At 64.5% G+C, this 21,204-nt stretch carries 20 protein-coding genes; 15 read left to right on the top strand and 5 right to left on the bottom strand.

From position 1 onward, the window contains the following. Positions 1-96: 96 nt before the first annotated feature. Positions 97-735: a YceH family protein gene (locus NKH83_RS06785; RefSeq protein WP_352802800.1), complete on the top strand. Its 639-nt coding sequence runs from the start codon at positions 97-99 to the stop codon at positions 733-735. A 303-nt stretch (positions 736-1,038) separates the two neighbouring features. On the opposite strand, the gene NKH83_RS06780 is transcribed toward NKH83_RS06785, so the two are convergent. Beyond that, complete coding sequence (locus NKH83_RS06780; protein WP_254817821.1) at positions 1,039-1,464, bottom strand: OsmC family protein; 426 nt, start codon at positions 1,462-1,464, stop codon at positions 1,039-1,041. Between the two features lie 222 nt (positions 1,465-1,686). On the opposite strand from NKH83_RS06780, the gene NKH83_RS06775 reads away from it, so the two are divergent. The 3 genes from NKH83_RS06775 (at position 1,687) to NKH83_RS06765 (ending at position 2,935) form a co-directional block, all read left to right on the top strand. Then, complete coding sequence (locus NKH83_RS06775) at positions 1,687-1,905, top strand: hypothetical protein (protein WP_352802797.1); 219 nt, start codon at positions 1,687-1,689, stop codon at positions 1,903-1,905. A 2-nt stretch (positions 1,906-1,907) separates the two neighbouring features. Further along, entirely contained in the window at positions 1,908-2,264 is a 357-nt protein-coding gene (locus NKH83_RS06770) for a YciI family protein (RefSeq protein WP_352802795.1), read from the top strand. A gap of 380 nt (positions 2,265-2,644) precedes the next feature. Continuing rightward, positions 2,645-2,935 carry a hypothetical protein gene (locus NKH83_RS06765; RefSeq protein ID WP_352802792.1) on the top strand — a complete coding sequence of 97 codons (291 nt, stop codon included), beginning with the start codon at positions 2,645-2,647 and terminating at the stop codon, positions 2,933-2,935. A 34-nt stretch (positions 2,936-2,969) separates the two neighbouring features. Here NKH83_RS06765 and NKH83_RS06760 read toward each other — a convergent pair whose 3' ends face one another. After that, positions 2,970-4,214: a ubiquinone biosynthesis hydroxylase gene (locus NKH83_RS06760; RefSeq protein ID WP_352701420.1), complete on the bottom strand. Its 1,245-nt coding sequence runs from the start codon at positions 4,212-4,214 to the stop codon at positions 2,970-2,972. A gap of 100 nt (positions 4,215-4,314) precedes the next feature. Here NKH83_RS06760 and tesB point away from each other — a divergent pair, with 100 nt between their 5' ends. The 6 genes from tesB (at position 4,315) to NKH83_RS06730 (ending at position 11,910) form a co-directional block, all read left to right on the top strand. Beyond that, positions 4,315-5,190 (top strand): acyl-CoA thioesterase II, encoded by an 876-nt coding sequence (tesB, locus tag NKH83_RS06755; protein WP_352691683.1) that lies wholly within the window; start codon positions 4,315-4,317, stop codon positions 5,188-5,190. 219 nt (positions 5,191-5,409) lie between these two features. Continuing rightward, positions 5,410-5,748 carry a P-II family nitrogen regulator gene (locus NKH83_RS06750; protein ID WP_023679755.1) on the top strand — a complete coding sequence of 113 codons (339 nt, stop codon included), beginning with the start codon at positions 5,410-5,412 and terminating at the stop codon, positions 5,746-5,748. A 49-nt stretch (positions 5,749-5,797) separates the two neighbouring features. Continuing rightward, on the top strand, positions 5,798-7,120 hold the full coding sequence (locus tag NKH83_RS06745; protein ID WP_254818068.1) for an ammonium transporter: 1,323 nt from the start codon (positions 5,798-5,800) through the stop codon (positions 7,118-7,120). Positions 7,121-7,497: 377 nt separating this feature from the next. Further along, positions 7,498-10,152, top strand: coding sequence for an FtsK/SpoIIIE family DNA translocase (locus NKH83_RS06740; RefSeq protein ID WP_352802789.1), 2,655 nt, complete (start codon positions 7,498-7,500; stop codon positions 10,150-10,152). 133 nt (positions 10,153-10,285) lie between these two features. After that, positions 10,286-10,969, top strand: a complete 684-nt coding sequence (locus NKH83_RS06735; RefSeq protein WP_254817814.1) for an outer membrane lipoprotein carrier protein LolA — start codon at positions 10,286-10,288, stop codon at positions 10,967-10,969. A gap of 134 nt (positions 10,970-11,103) precedes the next feature. Further along, positions 11,104-11,910 carry an exodeoxyribonuclease III gene (locus tag NKH83_RS06730; RefSeq protein ID WP_352802786.1) on the top strand — a complete coding sequence of 269 codons (807 nt, stop codon included), beginning with the start codon at positions 11,104-11,106 and terminating at the stop codon, positions 11,908-11,910. A gap of 20 nt (positions 11,911-11,930) precedes the next feature. Here the strand turns inward: NKH83_RS06730 and NKH83_RS06725 are convergent, their stop codons facing one another. Genes NKH83_RS06725 through NKH83_RS06715 form a run of 3 tightly spaced genes read right to left on the bottom strand, consistent with a single transcriptional unit; the run spans position 11,931 to position 15,110 of the window. Beyond that, positions 11,931-12,782 (bottom strand): TIGR01459 family HAD-type hydrolase, encoded by an 852-nt coding sequence (locus NKH83_RS06725; RefSeq protein WP_352802783.1) that lies wholly within the window; start codon positions 12,780-12,782, stop codon positions 11,931-11,933. Beyond that, complete coding sequence (locus NKH83_RS06720) at positions 12,779-14,065, bottom strand: FGGY-family carbohydrate kinase (protein ID WP_352802780.1); 1,287 nt, start codon at positions 14,063-14,065, stop codon at positions 12,779-12,781. The genes NKH83_RS06725 and NKH83_RS06720 overlap by 4 nt, the downstream gene beginning before the upstream one ends. Before the next feature lies 1 nt (position 14,066). After that, entirely contained in the window at positions 14,067-15,110 is a 1,044-nt protein-coding gene (locus NKH83_RS06715) for a class II aldolase/adducin family protein (protein WP_352802778.1), read from the bottom strand. A gap of 227 nt (positions 15,111-15,337) precedes the next feature. Between NKH83_RS06715 and NKH83_RS06710 the strand changes: the two genes are divergently transcribed. The 5 genes from NKH83_RS06710 to NKH83_RS06690 all read left to right on the top strand — a co-directional run bounded on the left by NKH83_RS06710 (position 15,338) and on the right by NKH83_RS06690 (position 21,060). Beyond that, positions 15,338-16,120, top strand: a complete 783-nt coding sequence (locus NKH83_RS06710; RefSeq protein ID WP_352802774.1) for a DeoR/GlpR family DNA-binding transcription regulator — start codon at positions 15,338-15,340, stop codon at positions 16,118-16,120. After that, positions 16,117-17,496: an FGGY-family carbohydrate kinase gene (locus NKH83_RS06705; RefSeq protein ID WP_352802771.1), complete on the top strand. Its 1,380-nt coding sequence runs from the start codon at positions 16,117-16,119 to the stop codon at positions 17,494-17,496. The genes NKH83_RS06710 and NKH83_RS06705 overlap by 4 nt, the downstream gene beginning before the upstream one ends. Beyond that, positions 17,493-19,037, top strand: coding sequence for a sugar ABC transporter ATP-binding protein (locus NKH83_RS06700; RefSeq protein ID WP_352802768.1), 1,545 nt, complete (start codon positions 17,493-17,495; stop codon positions 19,035-19,037). Before NKH83_RS06705 ends, NKH83_RS06700 begins: the two co-directional genes overlap by 4 nt. Positions 19,038-19,057: 20 nt before the next feature. Continuing rightward, complete coding sequence (locus tag NKH83_RS06695) at positions 19,058-20,035, top strand: ABC transporter permease subunit (protein ID WP_502894194.1); 978 nt, start codon at positions 19,058-19,060, stop codon at positions 20,033-20,035. A gap of 86 nt (positions 20,036-20,121) precedes the next feature. Then, on the top strand, positions 20,122-21,060 hold the full coding sequence (locus tag NKH83_RS06690) for an ABC transporter substrate-binding protein (RefSeq protein WP_254817805.1): 939 nt from the start codon (positions 20,122-20,124) through the stop codon (positions 21,058-21,060). Positions 21,061-21,204 lie beyond the last annotated feature (144 nt).

Raw genomic sequence — 21,204 nt, 5'->3', positions numbered from 1 at the left:
CAGCGTTGAAGCTGCCGATCTCCCCCCTTGCGGGGGAGATGTCCGGCAGGACAGAGGGGGTGCTGTCCCTCCGGCCTCAGAAGGATAGCCGATCCAATGACCGACTCCGACCTTCCCATCCTCTCCCCCGTCGAAGCGCGCGTCCTCGGCTGCCTGATCGAGAAGAAGGAACTGACGCCGGACGTCTATCCGCTGACGCTCAATGCGGCACATGCGGCGACCAACCAGAAAACGGCGCGCGAGCCGGTAATGTCGGTCGAGCTTGCCGAGGTCAGACGGGCGCTTGGCCAGCTCGAGCAGAAGGGCCTCGTCAGGCAGGTGTTCGCGTCGCGCGTCGAGCGCTATGAGCATGTCGTGGCACAGCGCTTTTCCCTGACCTCGGCGCAGATCGCGCTGCTCGGCCTGTTGTTGCTGCGCGGCCCGCAGACGGCCTATGAATTGCTGGCGCGAAGCGAGCGCCTGGCGCGGCTGCCGTCGATCGACGAGCTTCGCGGCAATCTCGATCTGCTGATCGGCCGAAGGCCGCCGCTGGTGCAGCAGATCGATCGCGGCCCAGGCCAGCGCGAGGATCGCTATGTCCATCTGCTCAGCGGGCCGGTGCAGCTGTCGACTGCAGCAGCGCCCCTGCAATCGTCCTCGCCGGCCTCGGATCTGGAGACGCGCGTACAGGCCCTCGAGGAGGAGGTCGCGGCATTGCGCGCCCGCCTGGATGCGCTGACCGGCGATGGGCGATAAGGATTTTCGAGACGTTGGCGGACAGCGCCCCCAAGGTGACATGTTCGTTGCCGATCGGCTAGCGCTGCCCCTACCGGCGATCTCTCCCCGGATGGTGACGGGGAGAGGACGCTCTCATCGATGGTTTCGCCCAATAGTTAGCGTTGCAAGAAGGGTGCCGCGGCTGCGGCCAGCTTCTTTCTCCCCGTAACTATACGGGGAGAAATGCCCGGCAGGGCAATGAGGGCCAGCGTCCGCTTCAACAATTGGCGTCCAAGACAATTGGGTCCATCTGTCTGAAGCGATTGCCCCGAACCTCGCCCGTCACCCGAGTCTGGCGTCGAGCGATACCTTGATGGCGCCGAGCGCCTTCGAGACCGGGCATCCGCCCTTGGCTTTTTCGGCTAGTTCCTGGAATTTGGCGGCATCGATGCCCGGTACCTTGCCGACCAGCGTGATCGCGCTGCCGGTGATGCCGGTGCCGGGGACCAGTGTCACCACGGCCTTGGCGTCGAGCTCGGTAGCCGGAGTGCCGTTCTCGGCAAGAAGATGCGCAAGTTGCATGGCAAAGCAGCCGGCATGGGCGGCGGCGATCAGCTCTTCCGGGTTGGTGCCGGATTTGCCGCTCTCGTCCTCGAAACGCATCTTGGCAGAATAGGGCGTGCCTTTCAGCGTCCCGCTCTGGGTATCGAGCGTGCCTTTGCCTTCCTTGAAACTGCCTTTCCAAACGGCGTTGGCGGTGCGGTCCATCAATTCCTCCTTGATTGTCGTGATTGAGCCCGTAGTCGGCTTCCGGTCGACTATAGCGCGCGCCGGAGCGAAGGCCACCCACGCTTTCGTATCGGCGGCAGCGTGACACACCATGTTCGAGCGAAAAAAATTCGAAAAAATACGCGTGCAAAAATGTCGACTTCCATCTGTCCCGGCCGTCCTGCGGGCGGCCATGTAATTGGTGGCCGGATGGAGGACCACATGAACAATCTGTTTTCTGCTCACTGGACAAGCACCAGCCACATGGCCGGTGAACAACAAGCCGACTGGTCGCGCCTGCCGCCCTCCGGCTTCGGCCGGCTGCTTGCGGCGATTGCCATTATCTGCATTGCGGTGTCCTTTCTCGATTATGCAGCGGCCAAAGGCCCGGCCAATGTTTCCGTAGCCTCGTCCTACGGTCCAACCCAGGAATGGAGGTAAAGATGAAATACGTTTGCCTGGTCTACGGTGAAGAAAAAGATCTCTACACAATGACGCCTGCGAGGCTGGCCAAGCTCGATGCCGATTCGCTGGCCTATGACAGGTCGGTGGCGCAAAGCGGCCGCCTGATCATCGCGCAGGCGCTGCAATCGGTGAAGACATCGAAGACCGTGCGCCGGCGCCAGGGCAAGCGGCTGGTCACTGACGGCCCCTTCGCCGAGACCAAGGAGCAGCTGCTCGGTTTCGTCATGATCGAGGCCGGGGATCTCGACGAGGCGCTGGAGATTGCCGGCGGCATTCCGCTAGCCGAAATCGGCACGATCGAGGTGCGGGCGATCTACAACGTGCCGGGGTCGTAGGGGTGTCCCGATAAGATCCTTGGCAAAGTGATGGCGGCCGATGACTGGCGCAGGCTTTCGTTTTCTTCGATCGATGCAACTGTTGCGTGTTGAAGCGAAGCAATACTTCTCCTATCGTCGCCCGAGATTGGGGATCTTGGGGTATGCATATATTGATTGCTGCAATCGGCCTGCTGGGGGCAGCGGCGTTCTGGTGGTACCGGCTGAAGATCATGAACGACGCGGCGCGTGAGGTTGCCGACGTCGTTGGCCGCGTCTAGGGCAATATCCGCCGCAAGAAGCTGCGCAAGCAGGCGGCGCTCTCGCCGCTGACGGCGATCGACGATCCGGTCGTCGCCGCCGCGACCCTGATCACCGCGATTGTTTCCGAGCATGGTCCGGTGCTGCCGCAACGCGAAGCCGCCATTCGATCGGTGATCTCGGAGATCGCCGACAAAAAGCAGACCGATGAAGCCGTGATCTACGCCAAATGGGCGGCATCGCAAATCGACGACGCCACGGTCGTCATCGACAAGCTGGCACCGTTCCTGCGCGAACGGCTCGACGCAGCTGAAAGGAACGATCTGCTGCGAATGGTCAGCCGTGCGGCGGAAGCTGGTGGACAAAACCTGCCGATTCCCGACCAGCGCATGCTCCGGCTGCGCCAGAAGCTAGGCTTTGAGGTCAACTGACCGAACGCTAGTAAAACGCGCGCGCTTGCCGGGCCTAGATCGCCTCGCCCTTCAACAGTTTCGGCGTGTCGCCGGACAGACCCGACGCCTGGCGGATGAAGAACCCCTTCAGCCGCGGCATGCGCTCGACAAGGCCGAGGCCGATGTCGCGCAAAGTGCGCAGCGGGCCGAAATCGTTGGAAAACAGCCGGTTCAGCACATCGGTGGTGATGCCCATCTGCACCGTGTCGAAACGCCGCCATTGCTGGTAGCGCTCAAGCACGTCCAGCGCGCCGATGTCCTGGCCGAGCCGGTCGGCCTCGACCACCACTTCGGCCAGCGCCGCCACGTCCTTGAAGCCGAGATTCAGACCCTGGCCGGCGATCGGGTGGATGCCGTGGGCGGCGTCGCCGGCCAAGGCGATGCGCGGCGCGACGAAGGCGCGCGCAATGATCAGCCCAAGCGGCCAGGCACGCGGCTTGTCGGCGATATGGATTTCGCCGAGTTTCAGGCCAAAGCGCTGCTCGAGCTCATATTCCAGGACCAGGGTGTCGCCACTGACCAGCTTGTCGGCATCCTGCGACCGTTCGACCCAGACGATCGACGAGCGGTTGGTGCCGTCCTTGCCCGGCTTGAGCGGCAGCGTGGCAAACGGGCCTGCGGGAAGGAAATGCTCTTCGGCGCGGCCGTTGTGCGGCCGCTCATGCGCCACCGTGCAGACGATACCGGACTGGCCATACTCCCATTTCACCGTCTTGATGCCGGCCATGTCGCGCAGCTTCGAATTGACGCCGTCGGCGGCAACCAGCAGCCGCGCCTTCAGCGTCGCGCCGTCGGCAAGATGCACGGTTATGCCGGCGCCGTTGATGTCGAAGGCGCTGACGGCGACGCCTTCGATGATGCCGATGCCGAGTTGTTCGGCGCGCCGGCGCAAGGCGCCGTTCAAATCCTTGTTGGCGACCATGTGCGCAAAGGGTTCGCCGGGCGCGACCTCGCCATCGAAAGTGAGGAACACCGGGCGGACCGGATCGGATGTGCGCGAATCAGTGACGATCATTTCGGTGATCGCCTGCGCCTCCGGCGCGATCTCGTTCCAGACGCCGAGCTGGTCGAGCATGCGGCACGCGGCGGCGGCAATCGCCGAGGCGCGGCCGTCCTTCCGCCAGACCCCGGCGGGTGCTGCATCGACGACGGCAACGGCAAGGCTCGGCCGCGCCTGCTTCAGCGATACGGCGGCGGCCAGGCCGACATAACCGGCGCCGGCGACAAGAACGTCGAGCGAATTCTTGCTGTCCACCATCGCAATTCCTTTCGCAGCCTGACCGTCGCCGGACTTTCCGCCCTTGACTGCCCGCTGCTCCTGTCGGAAACCGCCATGGTAATTTTGCGGCGAGGTCAAGATGACGGCAGCCATGGACGAGCTTCTCGGCATTCTCGACCTCGAGCAGCTGGAACACAACCTGTATCGTGGTCGCAGCCCCAAGCTCGACTGGCAGCGCATCTTCGGCGGCCAGACCATCGCCCAGGCGCTGGTCGCCGCGCAGCGAACGGTCGAGCCCGAGCGCCATGTGCACTCGCTGCATGGCTATTTCATGCGGCCGGGCGACACCAAGGTGCCGATCATTTACGAGGTCGACCGCATCCGCGACGGCGGCTCCTTCACCACGCGCCGCGTCGTCGCGATCCAGCACGGCCAGGCGATCTTTTCGCTGGAAGCCTCGTTCCAGCAGGATGAGGTCGGCCTGGAACATCAGGTGCCGATGCCTCAGGACGTGCCGGCGCCCGACACGTTGCTGTCGCAACGCGAGTTGCTGGGCAAGTTCGGCGAAGCGGTGCCCGAGGGCATCAAGCGCTATTGGGAGCGCGACCGGCCGATCGAGATGAAGCCGGTAATGCTGAAGCATTATACCAGCCGGGAAAAGCTCGAGCCGAAGCAGAACATCTGGATCCGCACCACCGGCCCGGTGCCGGCCGACCGCGCCACGCAGGCGGCCGTGCTCGCTTACCTCTCCGACATGACTCTGCTCGACACCTCGACCTTTGCCCATGGCCGCGCCATTTTCGATCGCGATATCCAGGCAGCCAGCCTCGACCATGCCATGTGGTTCCACCGCAGCCACCCGCTCGACGACTGGATGCTGTACACGCAAGACAGCCCGTCGACGCAAGGATCGCGCGGTTTTACCCGCGGCTCGCTGTTTGCCCGCGACGGCACCTTGATCGCCTCGGTTGCCCAAGAAGGACTCATCCGGCTGAAGCGACCGCCTGCGGAGTAGGCATTTTTCGAAATTTGCCTATTTTTTAATCATATGCACTGCCGCGACTGTGAACAGGCAGTCGGCAAACCTTCCCGATTTCGTTGTTTAACAACAGCTTAACGCCCTGCTTCGGCAATTGGCACGGAGCTTGAATCCTAGCGGGCACTCTCCGGCTCTCATGGGGATCGGCGAAGTCGTGCAAACGCGGGGACCCGCAACAGCAAAGGGTGAAACCTTATGAAGATCGTGATGGCAATCATAAAGCCGTTCAAGCTCGACGAGGTGCGCGAGGCGCTCACCGCGGTCGGCATCCAGGGCCTGACCGTCACCGAAGTAAAAGGCTACGGACGCCAGAAGGGGCACACGGAAATCTATCGCGGGGCGGAATACGCGGTCAGCTTCCTGCCGAAGATCAAGATCGAAGTCGCGGTCGCTGTCGACATGGTCGACAAGGCGGTCGAAGCCATCACCGCGGCGGCCAAGACCGGCCAGATCGGCGACGGCAAGATCTTCGTTTTCGGCATCGACCAGGCGGTGCGTATTCGCACCGGCGAAACAGACACCGACGCGCTTTGAGCCGCGGATACGTATTCCAATGGAGAGTTCAATGAATATTCCTTCCACCTTGAAGATAACGGGACGCGCGGCCGTTTTGGGCTCGCTCGCTCTCGCTGCACTGGGCACGGTTGCTGCGTTCGCGCAGGAAGCGGCACCGGCAGCACCGGCTGCCCCTGCGCCCGCGCTCGACACCGGCAACACCGCCTGGATGCTGACCTCGACGGCGCTGGTGCTGATGATGACCATACCGGGCCTGGCGCTGTTTTATGGCGGCATGGTGCGCAAGAAGAACGTGCTCGCCACGATCATGCAGAGCTTTGCCATCACCTGCCTGGTGACGGTGCTGTGGTTCATGTTCGGCTATTCGCTGGCTTTCTCGGATGGCGGCGGCATGAATGCCTATCTCGGCGGCTTCTCCAAGTTCTTCCACAACGGCATCACCACCTCGTCGCTGTGGCTGCCGGGCGTGGCGAACATCCCTGAGTTCGTCTTCTCGATGTTCCAGATGACCTTCGCCATCATCACGCCGGCGCTGATTGCCGGCGCCTTCGCCGAACGCATGAAGTTCTCGGCGCTGCTCATCTTCATGGGGGCGTGGCTGCTGGTGGTCTATGCCCCGATCGCGCACTGGGTGTGGGGCGGCGGCTTCCTCGGCACAGCCGGCGTTCTCGATTTCGCCGGCGGCACGGTCGTTCACATCAATGCCGGTGTTGCCGGCCTGGTCTGCGCGCTGGTTCTCGGCAAGCGTGAAGGCTACGGCACCACCAACATGGCGCCGCACAACCTGGTCTACTCCGTAATCGGTGCTTCGCTGCTGTGGGTCGGCTGGTTCGGCTTCAACGCCGGTTCGGAACTGGCCGCCGACGGCCTTGCCGGTGCCGCGATGCTGAACACCCAGGTTGCCGCTGCCGCTGCGGCGCTCGCCTGGATGTTCGCCGAATGGATCGTCGCCAAGAAGCCGAGCGTTCTCGGCATCATCTCGGGCGCCGTCGCTGGCCTGGTCGCGGTGACGCCGGCTTCCGGCTTCGTCAATCCGACCGGCGCCTTCATCGTCGGCATCGTCGCCGGCGTGCTGTGCTACGTCTCGGCCGTCAAGCTCAAGCACGCGTTCGGCTATGACGACTCGCTCGATGCATTCGGCGTGCACGGCATCGGCGGCATCATCGGCGCATTGCTGACCGGCGTGCTCGCCGATCCGGCGATCAACAGCCTCGGCTCAGGCGCCTCCGTCGGCAAGCAGCTCTACGGTATCGTCTTCACCATCCTGTGGACGGCGATCGCGAGCTTCGTGATCCTCTACATCGTCAAGGCGCTGGTCGGCCTGCGTCCTTCCACCCAGGAAGAGGTCGAAGGCCTCGACATCAGCCAGCACGGCGAAGTGGTGGCGTAAAGGCATTGGCCGGCATCGGCGTTTTGCCGGTGCCGGGAAGATCCCGTCGTGACGCTCCCGAAAGCACTCACGCCTTGAGGCCCGGAAACCTTCCGGGCCTCTTTTTTGCGCGCGGATGGCCGTGATGGCTCGATCGCGGTCGCTTGATCAAGGTGCTCGATCCGCCGGCGGCGTGAAACATCGGCTGCGGCGGCTCCGAACTGTGGTGGCGGTCGTCATGTTCGAATGGGACGTCAGGCATGACATCTTGCGCCCGTCCCTGAGACGCAGATTGCCCATGGTTAATGCGCCCTTAACCTTCCCGCCGCTAGTCTGACAGCCGAATCTGCCGTGTTGCGCGTCCGCGCCCGGCCGGGCAACGACAGACGAGGAAGAGCATGCGTTCAGGGGCTTCAGCACCGCTTGCGCTGGCCGATACGGGGCACGGCATCCGGGCGTTCGCGAGGCGCCAGGTCGGCCGGCTGGTCGGTGCCGGCCTGTTTGCTCTGGTTGGCTTCGGCGTCGCCGCCCTTGCCACCTGGAACGTCGCCGATCCGAGCTTTTCGCATGCCACCGACAACGTCGTCACCAATGCAATGGGGTATGCGGGCGCCGTATTTTCCGACATCGCCATGCAGTTCTTCGGACTTGCCGCGGTTGCGGCGCTGGTGCCGGCGGTGATCTGGGGGTTTCTGCTGTTTACCGCGCGCGGCGTCGACAGGCTGCCGAAACGGGCGCTCGCCTGGTTCGGGTTTTCGCTGCTTGGCGCGGCAATCGCCGGCTGCGTGGTGCCGCCCAAGACCTGGCCGCTGCCGACCGGCCTCGGCGGCGTATTCGGCGATATGGTGCTCAATATCCCGGGCCTCATCATCGGCGGCTATCCGACCGGCCTCGTCGCCAGCGTGCTCGCCTTGCTCCTGGCAGCGCCGGCGCTGTGGGTATTCTTGTATGGCTCGGCGCTGATTTCGCGCAAGAACGGCTTTGCCGTCCTCGAACAGCCTGCCGTGCCCGATCCGCAGGACGACCTGCTTTTCGACAATGACGAGGATGAGGGCGACGAAGGCATATTGGCGCTTGGCGCCATCACCCACTGGTGGCTGTCGCTGCGGGCCTATCTGCGCCGCCGCGCCGCGCGTCGGCGCGAGCGCGACGATTTCGAACCGGAGATGGAACCGCGCCCCAGCGCCTGGCGGCGGGCGGCCGAACGAGTCGAATCGGCCGAGTTCGCCGAGGCGCGGATGAGCCCGGGCGGGCGCGCCCGCGTCGAGCCGGAATTCTTCGCCGCCATGGTCAACGACCGCAGTGCCTCGATCGACCCCGACGATGCCGACGTCTTCGACAACGACGACAATGACGACATGGATTTCGCGCCCGAGCCGGCCGGCCAGCGCCGCGCCGCGCCGACGGCAAAGGTGCAGAACTTCCGCTCCGACGCGGCGACGCGCGTCGAGGCGCCGGCGCCGCGGCCGGCACCAGGCGCCCGCGTCCAGCGCGAGGCGCAGACGTCGCTGATCGGCTCGGAGAAATTCGAGATGCCGTCGCTGCATTTCCTGTCGGAACCGAAGAACGTGGTGCGCGACGCAAGCCTGTCCAAGGACGCGCTGGAGCAGAACGCCCGCCTGCTCGAGGGCGTGCTGGAGGATTTCGGCGTCAAAGGCGAAATCATCCATGTGCGTCCGGGTCCGGTCGTCACGCTCTACGAGTTGGAACCCGCGCCGGGCATCAAATCGTCGAGGGTCATCGGCCTGTCCGACGACATCGCCCGCTCGATGAGCGCCATCGCCTGCCGTGTCGCCGTGGTGCCGGGCCGCAATGCCATCGGCATCGAATTGCCGAACGCCAGGCGCGAGACCGTCTATTTGCGCGAGATCATGGCCAGCCGCGATTTCGAGACCACCAAGGCCAAGTTGGCGCTGGCGCTGGGCAAGACCATCAATGGCGAGGCGGTGATCGTCGATATCGCCAAAATGCCGCACGTGCTGGTTGCCGGTACCACCGGCTCGGGCAAGTCCGTCGCCATCAATACCATGATCCTGTCGCTGCTCTACCGGCTGACGCCGCAGGACTGCCGGTTGATCATGATCGATCCAAAGATGCTGGAACTCTCGGTCTATGACGGCATCCCGCATCTTCTGACGCCGGTGGTCACCGATCCGAAGAAGGCGGTGGTGGCGCTGAAATGGACCGTGCGCGAGATGGAGGACCGCTACCGCAAGATGTCGAAGGTCGGCGTTCGCAACATCGACGGTTTCAACGCGCGCGTGCAGCAGGCCGAGAAAAAGGGCGAAAGGATTTCCCGCACCGTGCAGACCGGCTTCGACCGCCAGACCGGCGAAGCGATCTACGAGACGGAGAACCTCGACCTCGAGCCGATGCCCTACATCGTCGTCATCATCGACGAGATGGCCGATTTGATGATGGTCGCCGGCAAGGACATCGAAGGCGCGGTGCAGCGCCTGGCGCAGATGGCGCGCGCCGCCGGCATCCATGTCATTATGGCAACGCAGCGGCCGTCGGTCGACGTCATCACCGGCACCATCAAGGCGAATTTCCCGACCCGCATCTCGTTCCAGGTGACATCGAAGATCGACAGCCGCACCATCCTGGGCGAGCAGGGCGCCGAACAGCTGCTCGGCATGGGCGATATGCTCTATATGGCCGGCGGCGGCCGCATCCAGCGCGTGCACGGTCCCTTCGTCTCCGACGACGAGGTGGAGAAGATCGTCGCGCATCTGAAGCTGCAGGGCGTGCCGGAATATCTCGACGCCATCACCGAGGACGACGACAAGGATGACGACGAGCCGACGGGCAAAGGCAGTGGCGGCGGCGACGGCGGTAATTTCGAGGATTCCGACGATCCCTACGACCAGGCGGTTGCGGTGGTGCTGCGCGACGGCAAGGCCTCGACCAGCTACATCCAGCGCCGGCTCGGCATCGGCTACAACCGCGCCGCCTCGATCATCGAGAAGATGGAGAAGGAAGGCATTGTCGGCCCGGCCAACCATGCCGGAAAACGCGAAATCCTGGTGCCGACGGAGGACGACAAGTTCTAGAGCGCATCCGCGCCGGCAACTTTGAACCTTTTGGCGCGTTGCAACGATGAGCGCCGTGCGGCCCGCCAAACTTAAGCCCAACTGGGGGGCCAGACCAATATAACGAGCAAGCAATCAGATGATGGTGACCGGCATGAAAAACGCAACTCTCGCCCCAAAAAGGGATTTCGCCCCAACCCGCCGGCAGGTGCTCGGCCTCGGTCTGGTCCTGGCCGGTGCGGCGGCCGCCAATGTCGTGCCCGGCTTCCAGCTGCTGGCGTCGGCGCAAGCAGCGGTTCCGGCGACGGCGCAGAAGATCGCCGATCATTTCTCCTCGGTCAAATCGATGAGCGGCGAGTTCGTGCAGTTCGGGCCCAAGGGCGAGCAGACCGGCGGCAAGTTCTTTTTGGAACGGCCGGGCAAGATCCGCTTCAATTATGACGGCGCCTCGAATTTCAGGGTGATTTCCGACGGCAAGTCGGTGGTCATCCTCAACAAGAAACTGCGGACCTCCGACCTCTACCCGCTGTCGAAGACGCCGCTGAAGCTGCTGCTCGACGACAAGATCGATCTCTCGGGCGGACGCGTCAGAAGCGTCAAGGAAGAAAACGATCTCACCACTATCCAGCTTGCCGACAAATCAGTGTTCGGCAATTCGAAGATCACCATGATGTTCGATCCGAAATCCTATGAATTGCGGCAGTGGACCATCACCGATGCGCAAGGCAAGGACACAACGGTGATGATCTTCAACACCAAGGAGGGCGTCAGCTTCGCCCCCGACACCTTCGCCATCGATTATACGGCGAACCGCGAGCTGAACACCAAGACGCGGTAACTTTCTACTGCTGCGGGATGGCTTTTGCGCGTTGGTGCGGGCGGCTTGTTTTTGCGGTGCGCGGCTGGCAGTAGTTTCCGCGATTGACTTCCGTCGGAGCCATCCGGCGGATCTTGCGTTGTCCGGAACCCCACATGCCGTTTTCCGTCGGTACCTGGAACATCAACTCCGTTCGGCTGCGCATGCCGATCGTCGAGCGCCTGCTGGTCGAGCAGGCGCCGGACGTGCTCTGCCTGCAGGAAACCAAGGTTCCGGACGAATTGTTTCCGGAGAAGGCGTTCCGCAAGCTCGGCTACGAGCACATCGCCTTCCATGGCCAGAAGGGCTATCACGGCGTTGCGACCATAGCGCGCCGTCCGATCGAGGTGGTCGAAAAGCGCCGCTTCTGCGAGATCGACGACAGCCGGCATCTGTCGGTCACCGTCAAGGCCGGCGGCAAAACGATCCTGCTGCACAATTTCTACGTTCCGGCCGGCGGCGATGAGCCCGACCCGGCCGTCAACCGAAAGTTCAAGCACAAGCTCGATTTCGTTGCCGAGATGAACGCCGTGCGGGCCGAGCATGACGAGCATTCCGGCTCGATCCTGGTCGGCGACCTCAACATCGCGCCGCTCGAGCACGATGTCTGGTCGCACAAGCAGCTCCTCAATGTCGTCAGCCATACGCCGGTCGAGACGGAAAATTTCGAGGCGATGCGGCTCTCCGGCGACTGGGTCGACCTGATGCGGCTCAATGTGCCCTATGAGGAGAAACTCTACACCTGGTGGAGCTATCGCGCCCAGGATTGGCAGGCCTCAAATCGTGGCCGCCGCCTCGACCATATCTGGTCGTCGCCCAACCTGGTGCCGCATTTTGCCGGCTACGAAATCCTGCGGCTGGCACGCGGCTGGGAACGGCCCTCGGACCACGTGCCGGTGATCGGGCGTTTCAACCTCGATTAGCTTTGTCTCGCCTTAACAACTCAACGAAACCTGAAGCTATCCGCGATGTAGTCGGGACGGGCGTTGAGCGCGGCGAAAACGTCGTCCAGGTCTGGAGCCCCCGCCAATATGCCCGACAGGACCAGCGTCGTCGCGACGCCGACGCCGTTGCCGCCGGCGATGTCGTGCTCGACGCTGTCGCCGACGCAGACCACGCTGTCGCGCTCCGGGTGACCCGCCAGTGCCAGCGCTGCCTCGAATATCTGCGGATTGGGCTTGCCGATGCGCGCCACGCTGCCGCCGAGGCTCTCATAGAGATCGGCGAGCCGGCCGGCGCCGAAGCGAGGGCCGACGGCAGTCAGCATGATCTTGTCGGGATTGGTGCAGAAGCATGGCACCCGGCGCGCGGCCGCCGGACCAAGAAGCCGGCGATAATGGTCGAGGTCGTAGCGATCGCCCTCGCTGGCGGAAATCAGCACCAGTTCTGCATCGTCGCCGTCCTTGGCCAGGACGAAGGGCAGGCCGTCGACAGCCGAACGGTCATTGTCGCGGCGGATCAGCAGGCATTTTGTCTGCGGGCGCAGGGCTCCGGATGCCGCCATTTGATGGAAGGAGCGCCACGCCACCTCGCCGGAGGAGACAAAGTGATCCCAGCTTCCCGGTTCGAAGCCGAGCTTCAGCAGGCGGCGCTCATTGGGTTGCGCCCGCTTGCCGGAATTCGAGATCAGCACGATGGTCTTGCCGGCGTGCTTGAGTGCCGACAAGGCCTCGACAGCGCCTGGATAGGCGCTGGTGCCGTCGTGCAGCACACCAAATTGGTCGAGCAGGAATACCTGATAGCGCTCGGCCAGCGCGGCGATGCCGTCGAGGTGTTGAATTGCCTTGGCCGTCATAAAAGCCCCGCTGCGCTAGCGCCCATCAGCGCCAGCCGCGCCGTGCCGGCGGCGGCCTCCTCCGAAAGAGCCGGCACGAGAGCGACGCCAAGCTTGCGCTGCCGGATTGCCGTCCAGGCCGGATTGGCCGCTCCGCCGCCGACGCTCCTGACCGATGTCAGCCGAGGTGCACCGAGTTCGGCAAGCCGGCGATAGCCGAGCGCTTCGATCGCCGCAATACCCTCGAGCATCGCTTTCAGATAATCGGCGTCGTCGGCGGGCCGCGGCTCGAGGCGCGGCGGCAAAGCCGGATCGGCTATGGGGAAGCGTTCGCCCGGCGCTGGCAGTGGGTAATAGTCGAGACCGGTCTCGGTCGCCGGGTCGATTTTTTTGCTGAGTTCGACAATGCGGGCGACGGGGAAATGCTGGGCCAGAACCTTGCCGCCGGAGTTCGAGGCGCCGCCCGCCAGGTAGGTGTCACCCAGCCGATGGCTGTAGATGCCGAATTGCGGCGCCGAGATCGGCCGGTCGGAGAGAATCTTGATGGTCAGCGATGAGCCGAGTGCAGTGACGCCGTCGCCCGCCGCCGTCGCGCCGGTTGCCAGGAACGACGCACAGCCATCGGTGGTGCCGGCGACCACGACCACGTCACGCGGCAGGCCGAACATTTTCGCGGCGCTGGCGGTGAGCGTACCCGTGACATCGCCCGGCCGCACGACGCCAGGCAGCAATTCCATGCGCATTCCGGTGGCCGCGATCCAGTCCGGCCAGCGGCGGGTTTCGACATCGTAGCCGGTTTTCAATGCATTGTTTTCGTCGCTGCCATCGAAGCGGCCGGAGAACTGTCCGGCGATCCAGTCGGCCTGGTGCAGCACAGCGGCGACGCCGGGCAGGTGCTGGAAAGACAGCGCCTTGGCGAGACCGGAGGTCGCCCCAAGTGCAGCGCTCGTTGCCGGTGCCGCGCCGGCTATTTCACCCAGAATAGTGTCGTCAGCGACCTTGTCGTTGTACATCAGCGGTTCTGCCAGCGGCCGCCCGGCGCCGTCGACCGGCAGCAGCGTGCCCGACGTACCGTCGACGGCGATCGAGCGCACTGCCGCGCGATCGATACATTTGAGCAGTTCCGCCAACGTCGCGCCGACGGCCTCCCACCAGATGGCGGGGTCGCGCCCGTTCGGCCCAAATCGCTCGAGGGCAATAGCGGAATGCGCGGCAATGGAAAAGTCCGGGCGCATGGCGACGGCGCGCGCGCCGGATGTACCGATGTCGATGCCGATGGCAAGCGGGCCAGACGAACGCGGCATGTCAGCTGCCTCCGGCATTGAGTTTCTGGCGATATTTTTCGGCGTCCCAGTTGATCAGTTCGTCATTCTCTGCCGCTGTCAGATAATTCAGCTTCGCCGCGACATCGACCCGCGCTGTCACGTCGGCGAGGCAGCGCTGCATGGCGTCGGCACCGGCGCCCGCGTCGCCGCGCATCAACACGCCGAGGCCGGGAAACAGGATCGCCACGGGTGCGGCGCCGCGGCGCTCGATGACGCGCTTCACATCCTCGCCCGGTCTCGCCACGACCGAGCCTTCGCCGAGAAAGATGACGTGGTCGGGGTAGAGGCTGCCACCCGAAGCCATGTGGCAGCTTTCGGGGTCGATCGCCACCGCGTGCGCCTCGACATCCGCCGGCAATCTGTAGTCGCTGTCGCCGGCGCGCACCATCAATGTCGCGGTGTCCGGCTCAGCCACCTGGCGCGGCGGCCGTGCCAACAGCCGGGTTACGCGGCGCAGCAGCATGCCTGCCTCAGCGACGGTGTCGGCTGCAACGACCAGGCCGTGATTGCCGAGGATCAGGATATCCACGCCTGGCCGAAGGCGCTCGGCGATGCCCTGGGCGAGCGGCAGTCCCGGCCGGCGATAGGGAACATACGCCCATTGGTGGCCGTCGAGCCGCCTGGCGGCCTCGGCCTCGCAGTCGGCCTGTACGGCCAGCGAAATGGTCTCGACGCAGTGGACATGCAGAACGATGCGCTGCGGCATCAGCGCATGTACGGTGGTCTCGATCGAGGGGCGCAGGCCGCGCGGATTGAGGGCGCCGACAGTGAAGGCCTGTGGCTGTTCGGCGGTCGGGTCGCGTCGTTCGATGGCGTCGAGCAATGGCGGGATGCTGACCGGCACCATGATGTCGGCGGTGAGCGCGTCCTTCAGCCAGGTGCCGGAGGCCTTGATCCAGAGCGTGTCACCGGCTTTTAGCGAGGTGTTGCCGCCGGCGGCCTGGGTCAGATGCGCGTCGCTGCCGATCTCGGCGGAAAGCGACCGCAGCGCTGCCAATTCCTGCGCATCCGCACTGATCGTCATCGAAATTCCTCCACAAACCGGCCGCGTGGCCACGGCTTTGGACGCCCTGTTGCCGGGACGAAGACCGACGCTGGTATCGCAGATGCGAGTAAGTTACGTCAACAGTGATGTTATCGCGTCAAATCAGACTTGCAATCCGAGGGCCGTTGAGTAAGTTGCACCAATTGCCGTGCAAAATGGCAATGCCGTGCAATGGCTTGGGAGGCAAGCGCATTGGGAGGTAAGGGTTGAGCGACTCCGGCCGCCAGCGTCAGATCGTCGAGCTTTTGCGGGACCGGCCTTTCGCATCGGTGCGCGAGCTGCAGGAGCGGCTTGGCGTGTCGGCGGCGACGGTGCGGCGCGACATCGACAAGATCGATGAGGCCGGCGAAGCGCGCAAGGTCTATGGCGGCATCTCGGCGCTCGATGGCGCTTCGCAAGCCGGCGTCGCCTATGCCAGGCCCTATGACGAGAACCGCGACCTCGCCGTCGAGGCCAAGCGGCAGATCGCCGCTCTCGCCGCCACCATGGTGCGCGACGGCGACGCGGTCATCGTGCATGGCGGTTCGACCTGCTTCCATCTCGGCGTCAAGCTCGCCGACCGCAATATCCGGCTTTACACCAACTCGATGCCGCTCGCGGCCTATCTCAGCGATCACGGCCATTGCAGTCTGACCGTTGCCGGCGGCGACCTTTACCGCGAGCCGGGCATCATCCATTCGCTGACGCAGACGGTGCCGTTCTACGCCTCGAAGTTTTTTCTCGGCGCGCAAGGCATCGGCCAGGAAGGCCTTCTGGAATCACACCCGCTGCTGGTCCGCTCGATCGTCGAGCTCAGCCTCTGCGCCGACCAGATCGTCGTGCTGGCCGACAGCCGAAAACTGTCGATCCACGCGCGCAATGTGGCGCTGCCGCTGTCGCGGATCGGCACGCTGGTCACCGATGACGGCCTGTCCGAGACAGATGCCCGCATGCTCGAAGATGCCGGCGTCATGGTGCGGATCGCCGCTTCCTCGGGAGGCGCCCAGTGAACATCGCGGTCCTCGATTTCGGCAAGACCAATTCGAAGCTGTTCGTCTTCGGCCAGGACGGACAGATCCTAGACGAGCGCCGCACCCAGCCGAGCTGGATCCGCAAAGGCGGCTTCAGCGTGCTCGACGAGGCAACGCTGCACGACTGGTCGGCTCGCGCCATTGATGACGCCGTCGACACGCATGGCGTGGAAGGGCTGATGGTATCCGGCCATGGCTGCACCTTCGCGTTGGTCGACGAAGCCGCGCTGACGCATCCGATCCTCGATTACGAGCAGGAACCGCCAGCTGAAATCGCCGCGCAGATCGACCGCCGCATTCCGGATTTTGCCGAGACCTTTTCGCCGCGCCTGCCGCTTGGCTTCAACTACGGCCGCCACATGTTGTGGCTGAAGGAGGTGGAGCCCGGTGCCTTCGCCACAGCGACGTCGATCCTCGGCTACCCCCAATATTGGAGCTGGCGATTTGGCGGCCGGCCGGTGTCGGAGGTCTCCTATCTAGGCTGCCATTCGCATCTATGGGCGCCGCGCAAACGCGATTTCAGCTCGCTGGTCGATGCCGAGGGCTGGCGCGGCCAGATGCCCGCCTTCGAGCGTGCCGGCGCGGTGATCGGCGAGCAGCGCTTCAGCCGGGCCGCCAAGCCGGTCGCCGTCCACAACGGCGTCCATGACAGCAATGCTGCGCTCCATGCCTACCGCCGACAGCAGCTCGGGCCGGTGACCGTGGTCTCGACCGGCACCTGGGTGGTCGTGCTCAATCCGGACTGTCCGCTCGATGCACTCGATGGCGAGCGCGACATGCTGGTCAATGTCGATGTCGACGGCGGCCCGGTGCCGACCATCCGCTTCATGGGCGGCCGCGAATTCGCCACGATCAGCGCCGGCTGGCAGGGCGCAATCGCGCCGTCATCGGTACAACGGGTGATCGACGCCGGCATCATGGCGCTGCCGAGCTTCGCGCCCGGCGGCCCGATGCCGCACCGCCGAGGCGAACTGGTCGGGCGTACGCCCAATGCCGAGGAACGCGCGGCCGTGGCGCTGCTCTACGTCGCGCTGATGCTCGATCTATGTCTCGAGCTGATCCATTCGGACAATACGGTGATCGTCGATGGCGGCCTGAACAATGGCGGGCTGCTTGCCGCGCTGCTGGCGCAATTGCGGCCCGGGCAGGCCTTCCTGCAGGGCGCAACGCTGGAGGGCAGCGCCACCGGTGCCGCCGCACTTGCCTTTGAAAGCGTCGGACGCGAGTTTGCCACCGAGGCGCCGGAGGCGGTGCACGCGGCAAGCTTCAGCGGCCTTGCCGGCTACCGCAACGACTGGCGCGGCCTTGCCGCCGACCGGGGCGTGGCCAGGGCAGCCTCGGGAGGTGCACGATGAGCGCCGCCGCCCGGATCGAGACGGTGCGCCAGCCGGTGCTGGAGATGCGCCACATCTCGAAGACGTTCGGGGCGATCCGCGCCTTGCATGATGTGTCGCTGACCGTTCACGCCGGCGAGCTGCACGCGTTGATGGGCGAGAACGGTGCCGGCAAGTCGACGCTGATGAAGGTGCTGTCCGGCGCCTACCGGCCGGACCCCGGCGGCGAAATCCTGATCGACGGGATGCCTGCCGCCACCGGCGACCCGATCAAGGCGCGCGCCGCCGGCATTGCGGTCATCTATCAGGAGTTGTCGCTGGCGCCCAATCTGTCGGTGGCGCAGAACATCTTCCTCGGCAACGAGCCAAGACGGTTCGGCATCGTCGACCGCGAGCAGTGCAACCGGCGCGCCAGCGAGATCATCGCGCGGCTCGGTGTGGCCTTTTCGGCGCGCACCCCGGTCACCAGCCTGTCGCTCGGCGAGCGCCAACTGGTGGAAATCGCCCGGGCGCTGTCGACCAATGCGCGCATCATCGTCATGGACGAGCCGACCACGTCGCTGACCTCGCGTGAGACCGACCGGCTGTTCGAGGTGATCGCGACGCTGAAGTCGCAAGGCATCGCCATCATCTACATCAGCCACCGCATGGAAGAGGTTTACCAGCTCGCCGACCGCGTCAGCGTGCTGCGCGACAGCGGCTATGTCGGCACGCTCGACCGCGCCGACCTGAACGCCTCGCGCCTGGTATCGATGATGGTCGGGCGCGATCTGTCGACCTTCTACAAGAAGGATCACCGCCCGCCGGACAGCAAGCGCGCCGTCGCGCTGTCGGTGCGCGGCATGTCGGACGGCAATCTCATAAAGAATTGTTCCTTCGACCTCCACAAAGGCGAGGTGCTGGCACTGGCCGGCCTGGTCGGCTCGGGCCGGACCGAACTGGCACGGCTGATCTTCGGCGCCGACAGGCACATATCGGGCACGCTGGAGCTCGGCGGCAAACCGATATCCATCGGTTCGCCGAGCGAGGCGCTCGATGCCGGCATCGCCTACCTGACCGAGGACCGCAAGCAACTTGGCCTGTTTCTCGACATGTCGATCTCCGACAACATCAGCATGGGCGTGCTGGCAAAGGACGCGAAGGCCGGCGGTCTGCGCGACTTCGCGGCTGCCGAAAAGCGCGCCGCCAAGGCGGTGTCAGACCTCTCCATCCGCACCAGCTCGGTGCAGGCCAATGCGGGTTCGCTGTCGGGCGGCAACCAGCAGAAGGTGCTGCTCGCCCGCCTGCTGGAAACCGAGCCGCAGGTCGTCATCCTCGACGAGCCGACCCGCGGCGTCGATGTCGGGGCGAAGTCGGAAATCTACCGGCTGATCGACAACCTGGCCAAGAAAGGCATCGCCATCCTGATGATCTCCAGCGAACTGCCGGAGGTGATCGGCATCGCCGACCGCGTGCTGGTGATGCGCGACGGCACCATTGCCGGCGAGGTGACGGCGTCGGAGGGCGAGCCGCTGCGGCAGGAAGCGATCATGGAACTTGCAACGGGAGCGGCTCAGCGATGACCGACAAGGTGGCCGACACGATGAAAGCGGACGACCGGGCGATCGGCAGAAGTACGAGATGGCGCACCGCCATCGCCGCACTCGGCATGCTGCCGATCCTGATTCTGCTGGCGGTCGGCTTCCAGTTCATCAACCCGCGCTTTTTCACCCAGACCAATCTGCTGATCGTCATGCAGCAATCGTCGATCAACATCGTGCTGGCGGCCGGCATGACCTTCGTCATCCTGACCGGCGGCATCGACCTGTCCGTCGGCTCGATCCTTGCCGCCTCGGCGATGGTGGCGGTGATGGTGTCGCTGGTGCCCGATTGGGGACTGCTGGGCGTGCCGGCGGCCATTCTCGTCGGGCTCGGCTTCGGCGTCATCAACGGGCTGCTGATCGCCTACATCAAGCTGCCGCCCTTCATCGTCACGCTGGGATCGCTGACCGCCGTGCGCGGCGTCGCCCGCCTGCTTGGCCAGGACACTACGGTGTTCAACGCGGACCTGCCGTTCGACTTCATCGGCAACGGTTCGCTGTTCGGCATTCCGTGGCTGGTAATCATCGCGCTGGCGGTCGTGGTGCTGTCCTGGCTGGTGCTCAAGCGCACCGTGCTCGGCACCTGGATCTACGCCGTCGGCGGTAACGCCGAGGCCGCCAGGCTGACCGGCATCAAGGTGCCGCTGGTGCTGCTCTTCGTCTATGGCGTTTCCGGCCTCCTGGCCGGGCTTGGCGGCGCTATGTCGGCGGCCCGGCTCTATGCCGCCAACGGGCTGCAGCTCGGCCAGTCCTACGAACTCGACGCCATTGCCGCGGTCATCCTTGGCGGCACCAGTTTCGTCGGCGGCGTCGGCTCGATCTGGGGCACGCTGATCGGCGGCCTGATCATCGCCGTGCTGTCCAACGGGCTCATCCTCGCCGGTGTTTCGGACATCTGGCAGTACATCATCAAGGGATTGGTCATCATCGTGGCGGTCGCCCTCGACCGTTACCGGCTCCAGGCAGGAGCAAGAACGTGATGGCCCTTAGTCGCCGGCATCCAACGAGCCGGTTTCATGTGTAACGCACCGTGAGAGGCGCGGGGCATCAGGAGGAAAATAAAACAATGAAGACCATCGCTAAACTGCTCTGCGGCGTAGCCTTTGCGGCCGCCGTCATCGCGCCGGCATCGGCCAAGGACCTGAACAAGGTCGGCATCTCGGTCGGCCTGCTCGGCAACCCGTTCTTCGTCGCCACCATCAAGGGCATCGAGGACGCGGCCAAGAAGATCAATCCGAACGTGCAGGTGACCTCGGTATCGGCCGACTACGACCTCAACAAGCAGGTTTCGCAGGTCGATTCCTTCATCGCCGCCGGTGTGGACGTCATCATGCTCAACGCAGTCGATGCCAAGGCGATCGCGCCGGCGGTCAAGAAGGCACAGGCGGCCGGCATCGTCGTTGCCGCCTTCGACGTTTCGGCGCCGGGCGCCGACGTCACCGTGATGACCAACAACGTCAAGGCCGGCGAAGAGGCGTGCCAGTATCTGGTCGATCATACCGGCGGCAAGGGCGACTACGTCATCCTCAACGGCCCGGCCTCGTCATCGATCCTGGAGCGGGTCAAGGGCTGCAAGGACGTGCTGGCAAAACACCCCGACATCAAGATCCTTTCCGACGACCAGAACGCCGAAGGCTCGCGTGACGGCGGCCTGAAAGTGTTCCAGTCGCTGCTGACCCGTTTCGACAAGATCGACGCGGTCTTCGCCATCAACGATCCGACGGCGATCGGCGCCCAGCTTGCGGCCAAGCAGCTCAACCGCTCGGAGTTCATCTTCACCGCGGTCGACGGCGCGCCCGATATCGAGAAGGAACTCGCTTCCGGCACGTCGATGATCAAAGCCTCGGCCTCGCAGGATCCCTATGTGATGGCCGGCCAGTCGCTGACGATGGCGGCTGACCTGCTTGCCGGCAAGAAGCCGGCCGAGCCGACGGTACTGCTCGACCCGAAGTTGATCACGGCCGACAATTTGAAGGATTACAAGGGCTGGACCGCAGCTCGCTAAGCCTCCCAAGCCTGGTGGGGGGGGGGGGGAGGGGCCCCCCCCTTTTTATAGGCAAAATTTTTAAAAAAAACACAAATGAAGTGGGGGCCGGAATCACAGGGTAGAACGGACGAGACAAATTGGGCGAGGCGAGGAAACACAAAA

This window comes from Mesorhizobium sp. M0909, assembly GCF_040319515.1.
Classification (GTDB): Bacteria; Pseudomonadota; Alphaproteobacteria; order Rhizobiales; family Rhizobiaceae; genus Mesorhizobium.
The sequence above is the reverse complement of the archived record's forward strand: the minus strand, read 5'-3'. Positions and strand labels throughout refer to the sequence as shown.

Coding starts and splice junctions, on each gene's coding strand:
- NKH83_RS06690 (WP_254817805.1), top strand. CDS start 20,122: ATGAAGACCATCGCTAAACTGCTCTGCGGCGTAGCCTTTGCGGCCGCC.
- NKH83_RS06785 (WP_352802800.1), top strand. CDS start 97: ATGACCGACTCCGACCTTCCCATCCTCTCCCCCGTCGAAGCGCGCGTC.
- NKH83_RS06715 (WP_352802778.1), bottom strand. CDS start 15,110: ATGACGATCAGTGCGGATGCGCAGGAATTGGCAGCGCTGCGGTCGCTT.
- NKH83_RS06760 (WP_352701420.1), bottom strand. CDS start 4,214: ATGGTGGACAGCAAGAATTCGCTCGACGTTCTTGTCGCCGGCGCCGGT.
- NKH83_RS06750 (WP_023679755.1), top strand. CDS start 5,410: ATGAAGATCGTGATGGCAATCATAAAGCCGTTCAAGCTCGACGAGGTG.
- NKH83_RS06735 (WP_254817814.1), top strand. CDS start 10,286: ATGAAAAACGCAACTCTCGCCCCAAAAAGGGATTTCGCCCCAACCCGC.
- NKH83_RS06775 (WP_352802797.1), top strand. CDS start 1,687: ATGAACAATCTGTTTTCTGCTCACTGGACAAGCACCAGCCACATGGCC.
- NKH83_RS06730 (WP_352802786.1), top strand. CDS start 11,104: ATGCCGTTTTCCGTCGGTACCTGGAACATCAACTCCGTTCGGCTGCGC.
- NKH83_RS06770 (WP_352802795.1), top strand. CDS start 1,908: ATGAAATACGTTTGCCTGGTCTACGGTGAAGAAAAAGATCTCTACACA.
- tesB (WP_352691683.1), top strand. CDS start 4,315: ATGACGGCAGCCATGGACGAGCTTCTCGGCATTCTCGACCTCGAGCAG.
- NKH83_RS06695 (WP_502894194.1), top strand. CDS start 19,058: ATGAAAGCGGACGACCGGGCGATCGGCAGAAGTACGAGATGGCGCACC.
- NKH83_RS06700 (WP_352802768.1), top strand. CDS start 17,493: ATGAGCGCCGCCGCCCGGATCGAGACGGTGCGCCAGCCGGTGCTGGAG.
- NKH83_RS06720 (WP_352802780.1), bottom strand. CDS start 14,065: ATGCCGCGTTCGTCTGGCCCGCTTGCCATCGGCATCGACATCGGTACA.
- NKH83_RS06725 (WP_352802783.1), bottom strand. CDS start 12,782: ATGACGGCCAAGGCAATTCAACACCTCGACGGCATCGCCGCGCTGGCC.
- NKH83_RS06740 (WP_352802789.1), top strand. CDS start 7,498: ATGCGTTCAGGGGCTTCAGCACCGCTTGCGCTGGCCGATACGGGGCAC.
- NKH83_RS06780 (WP_254817821.1), bottom strand. CDS start 1,464: ATGGACCGCACCGCCAACGCCGTTTGGAAAGGCAGTTTCAAGGAAGGC.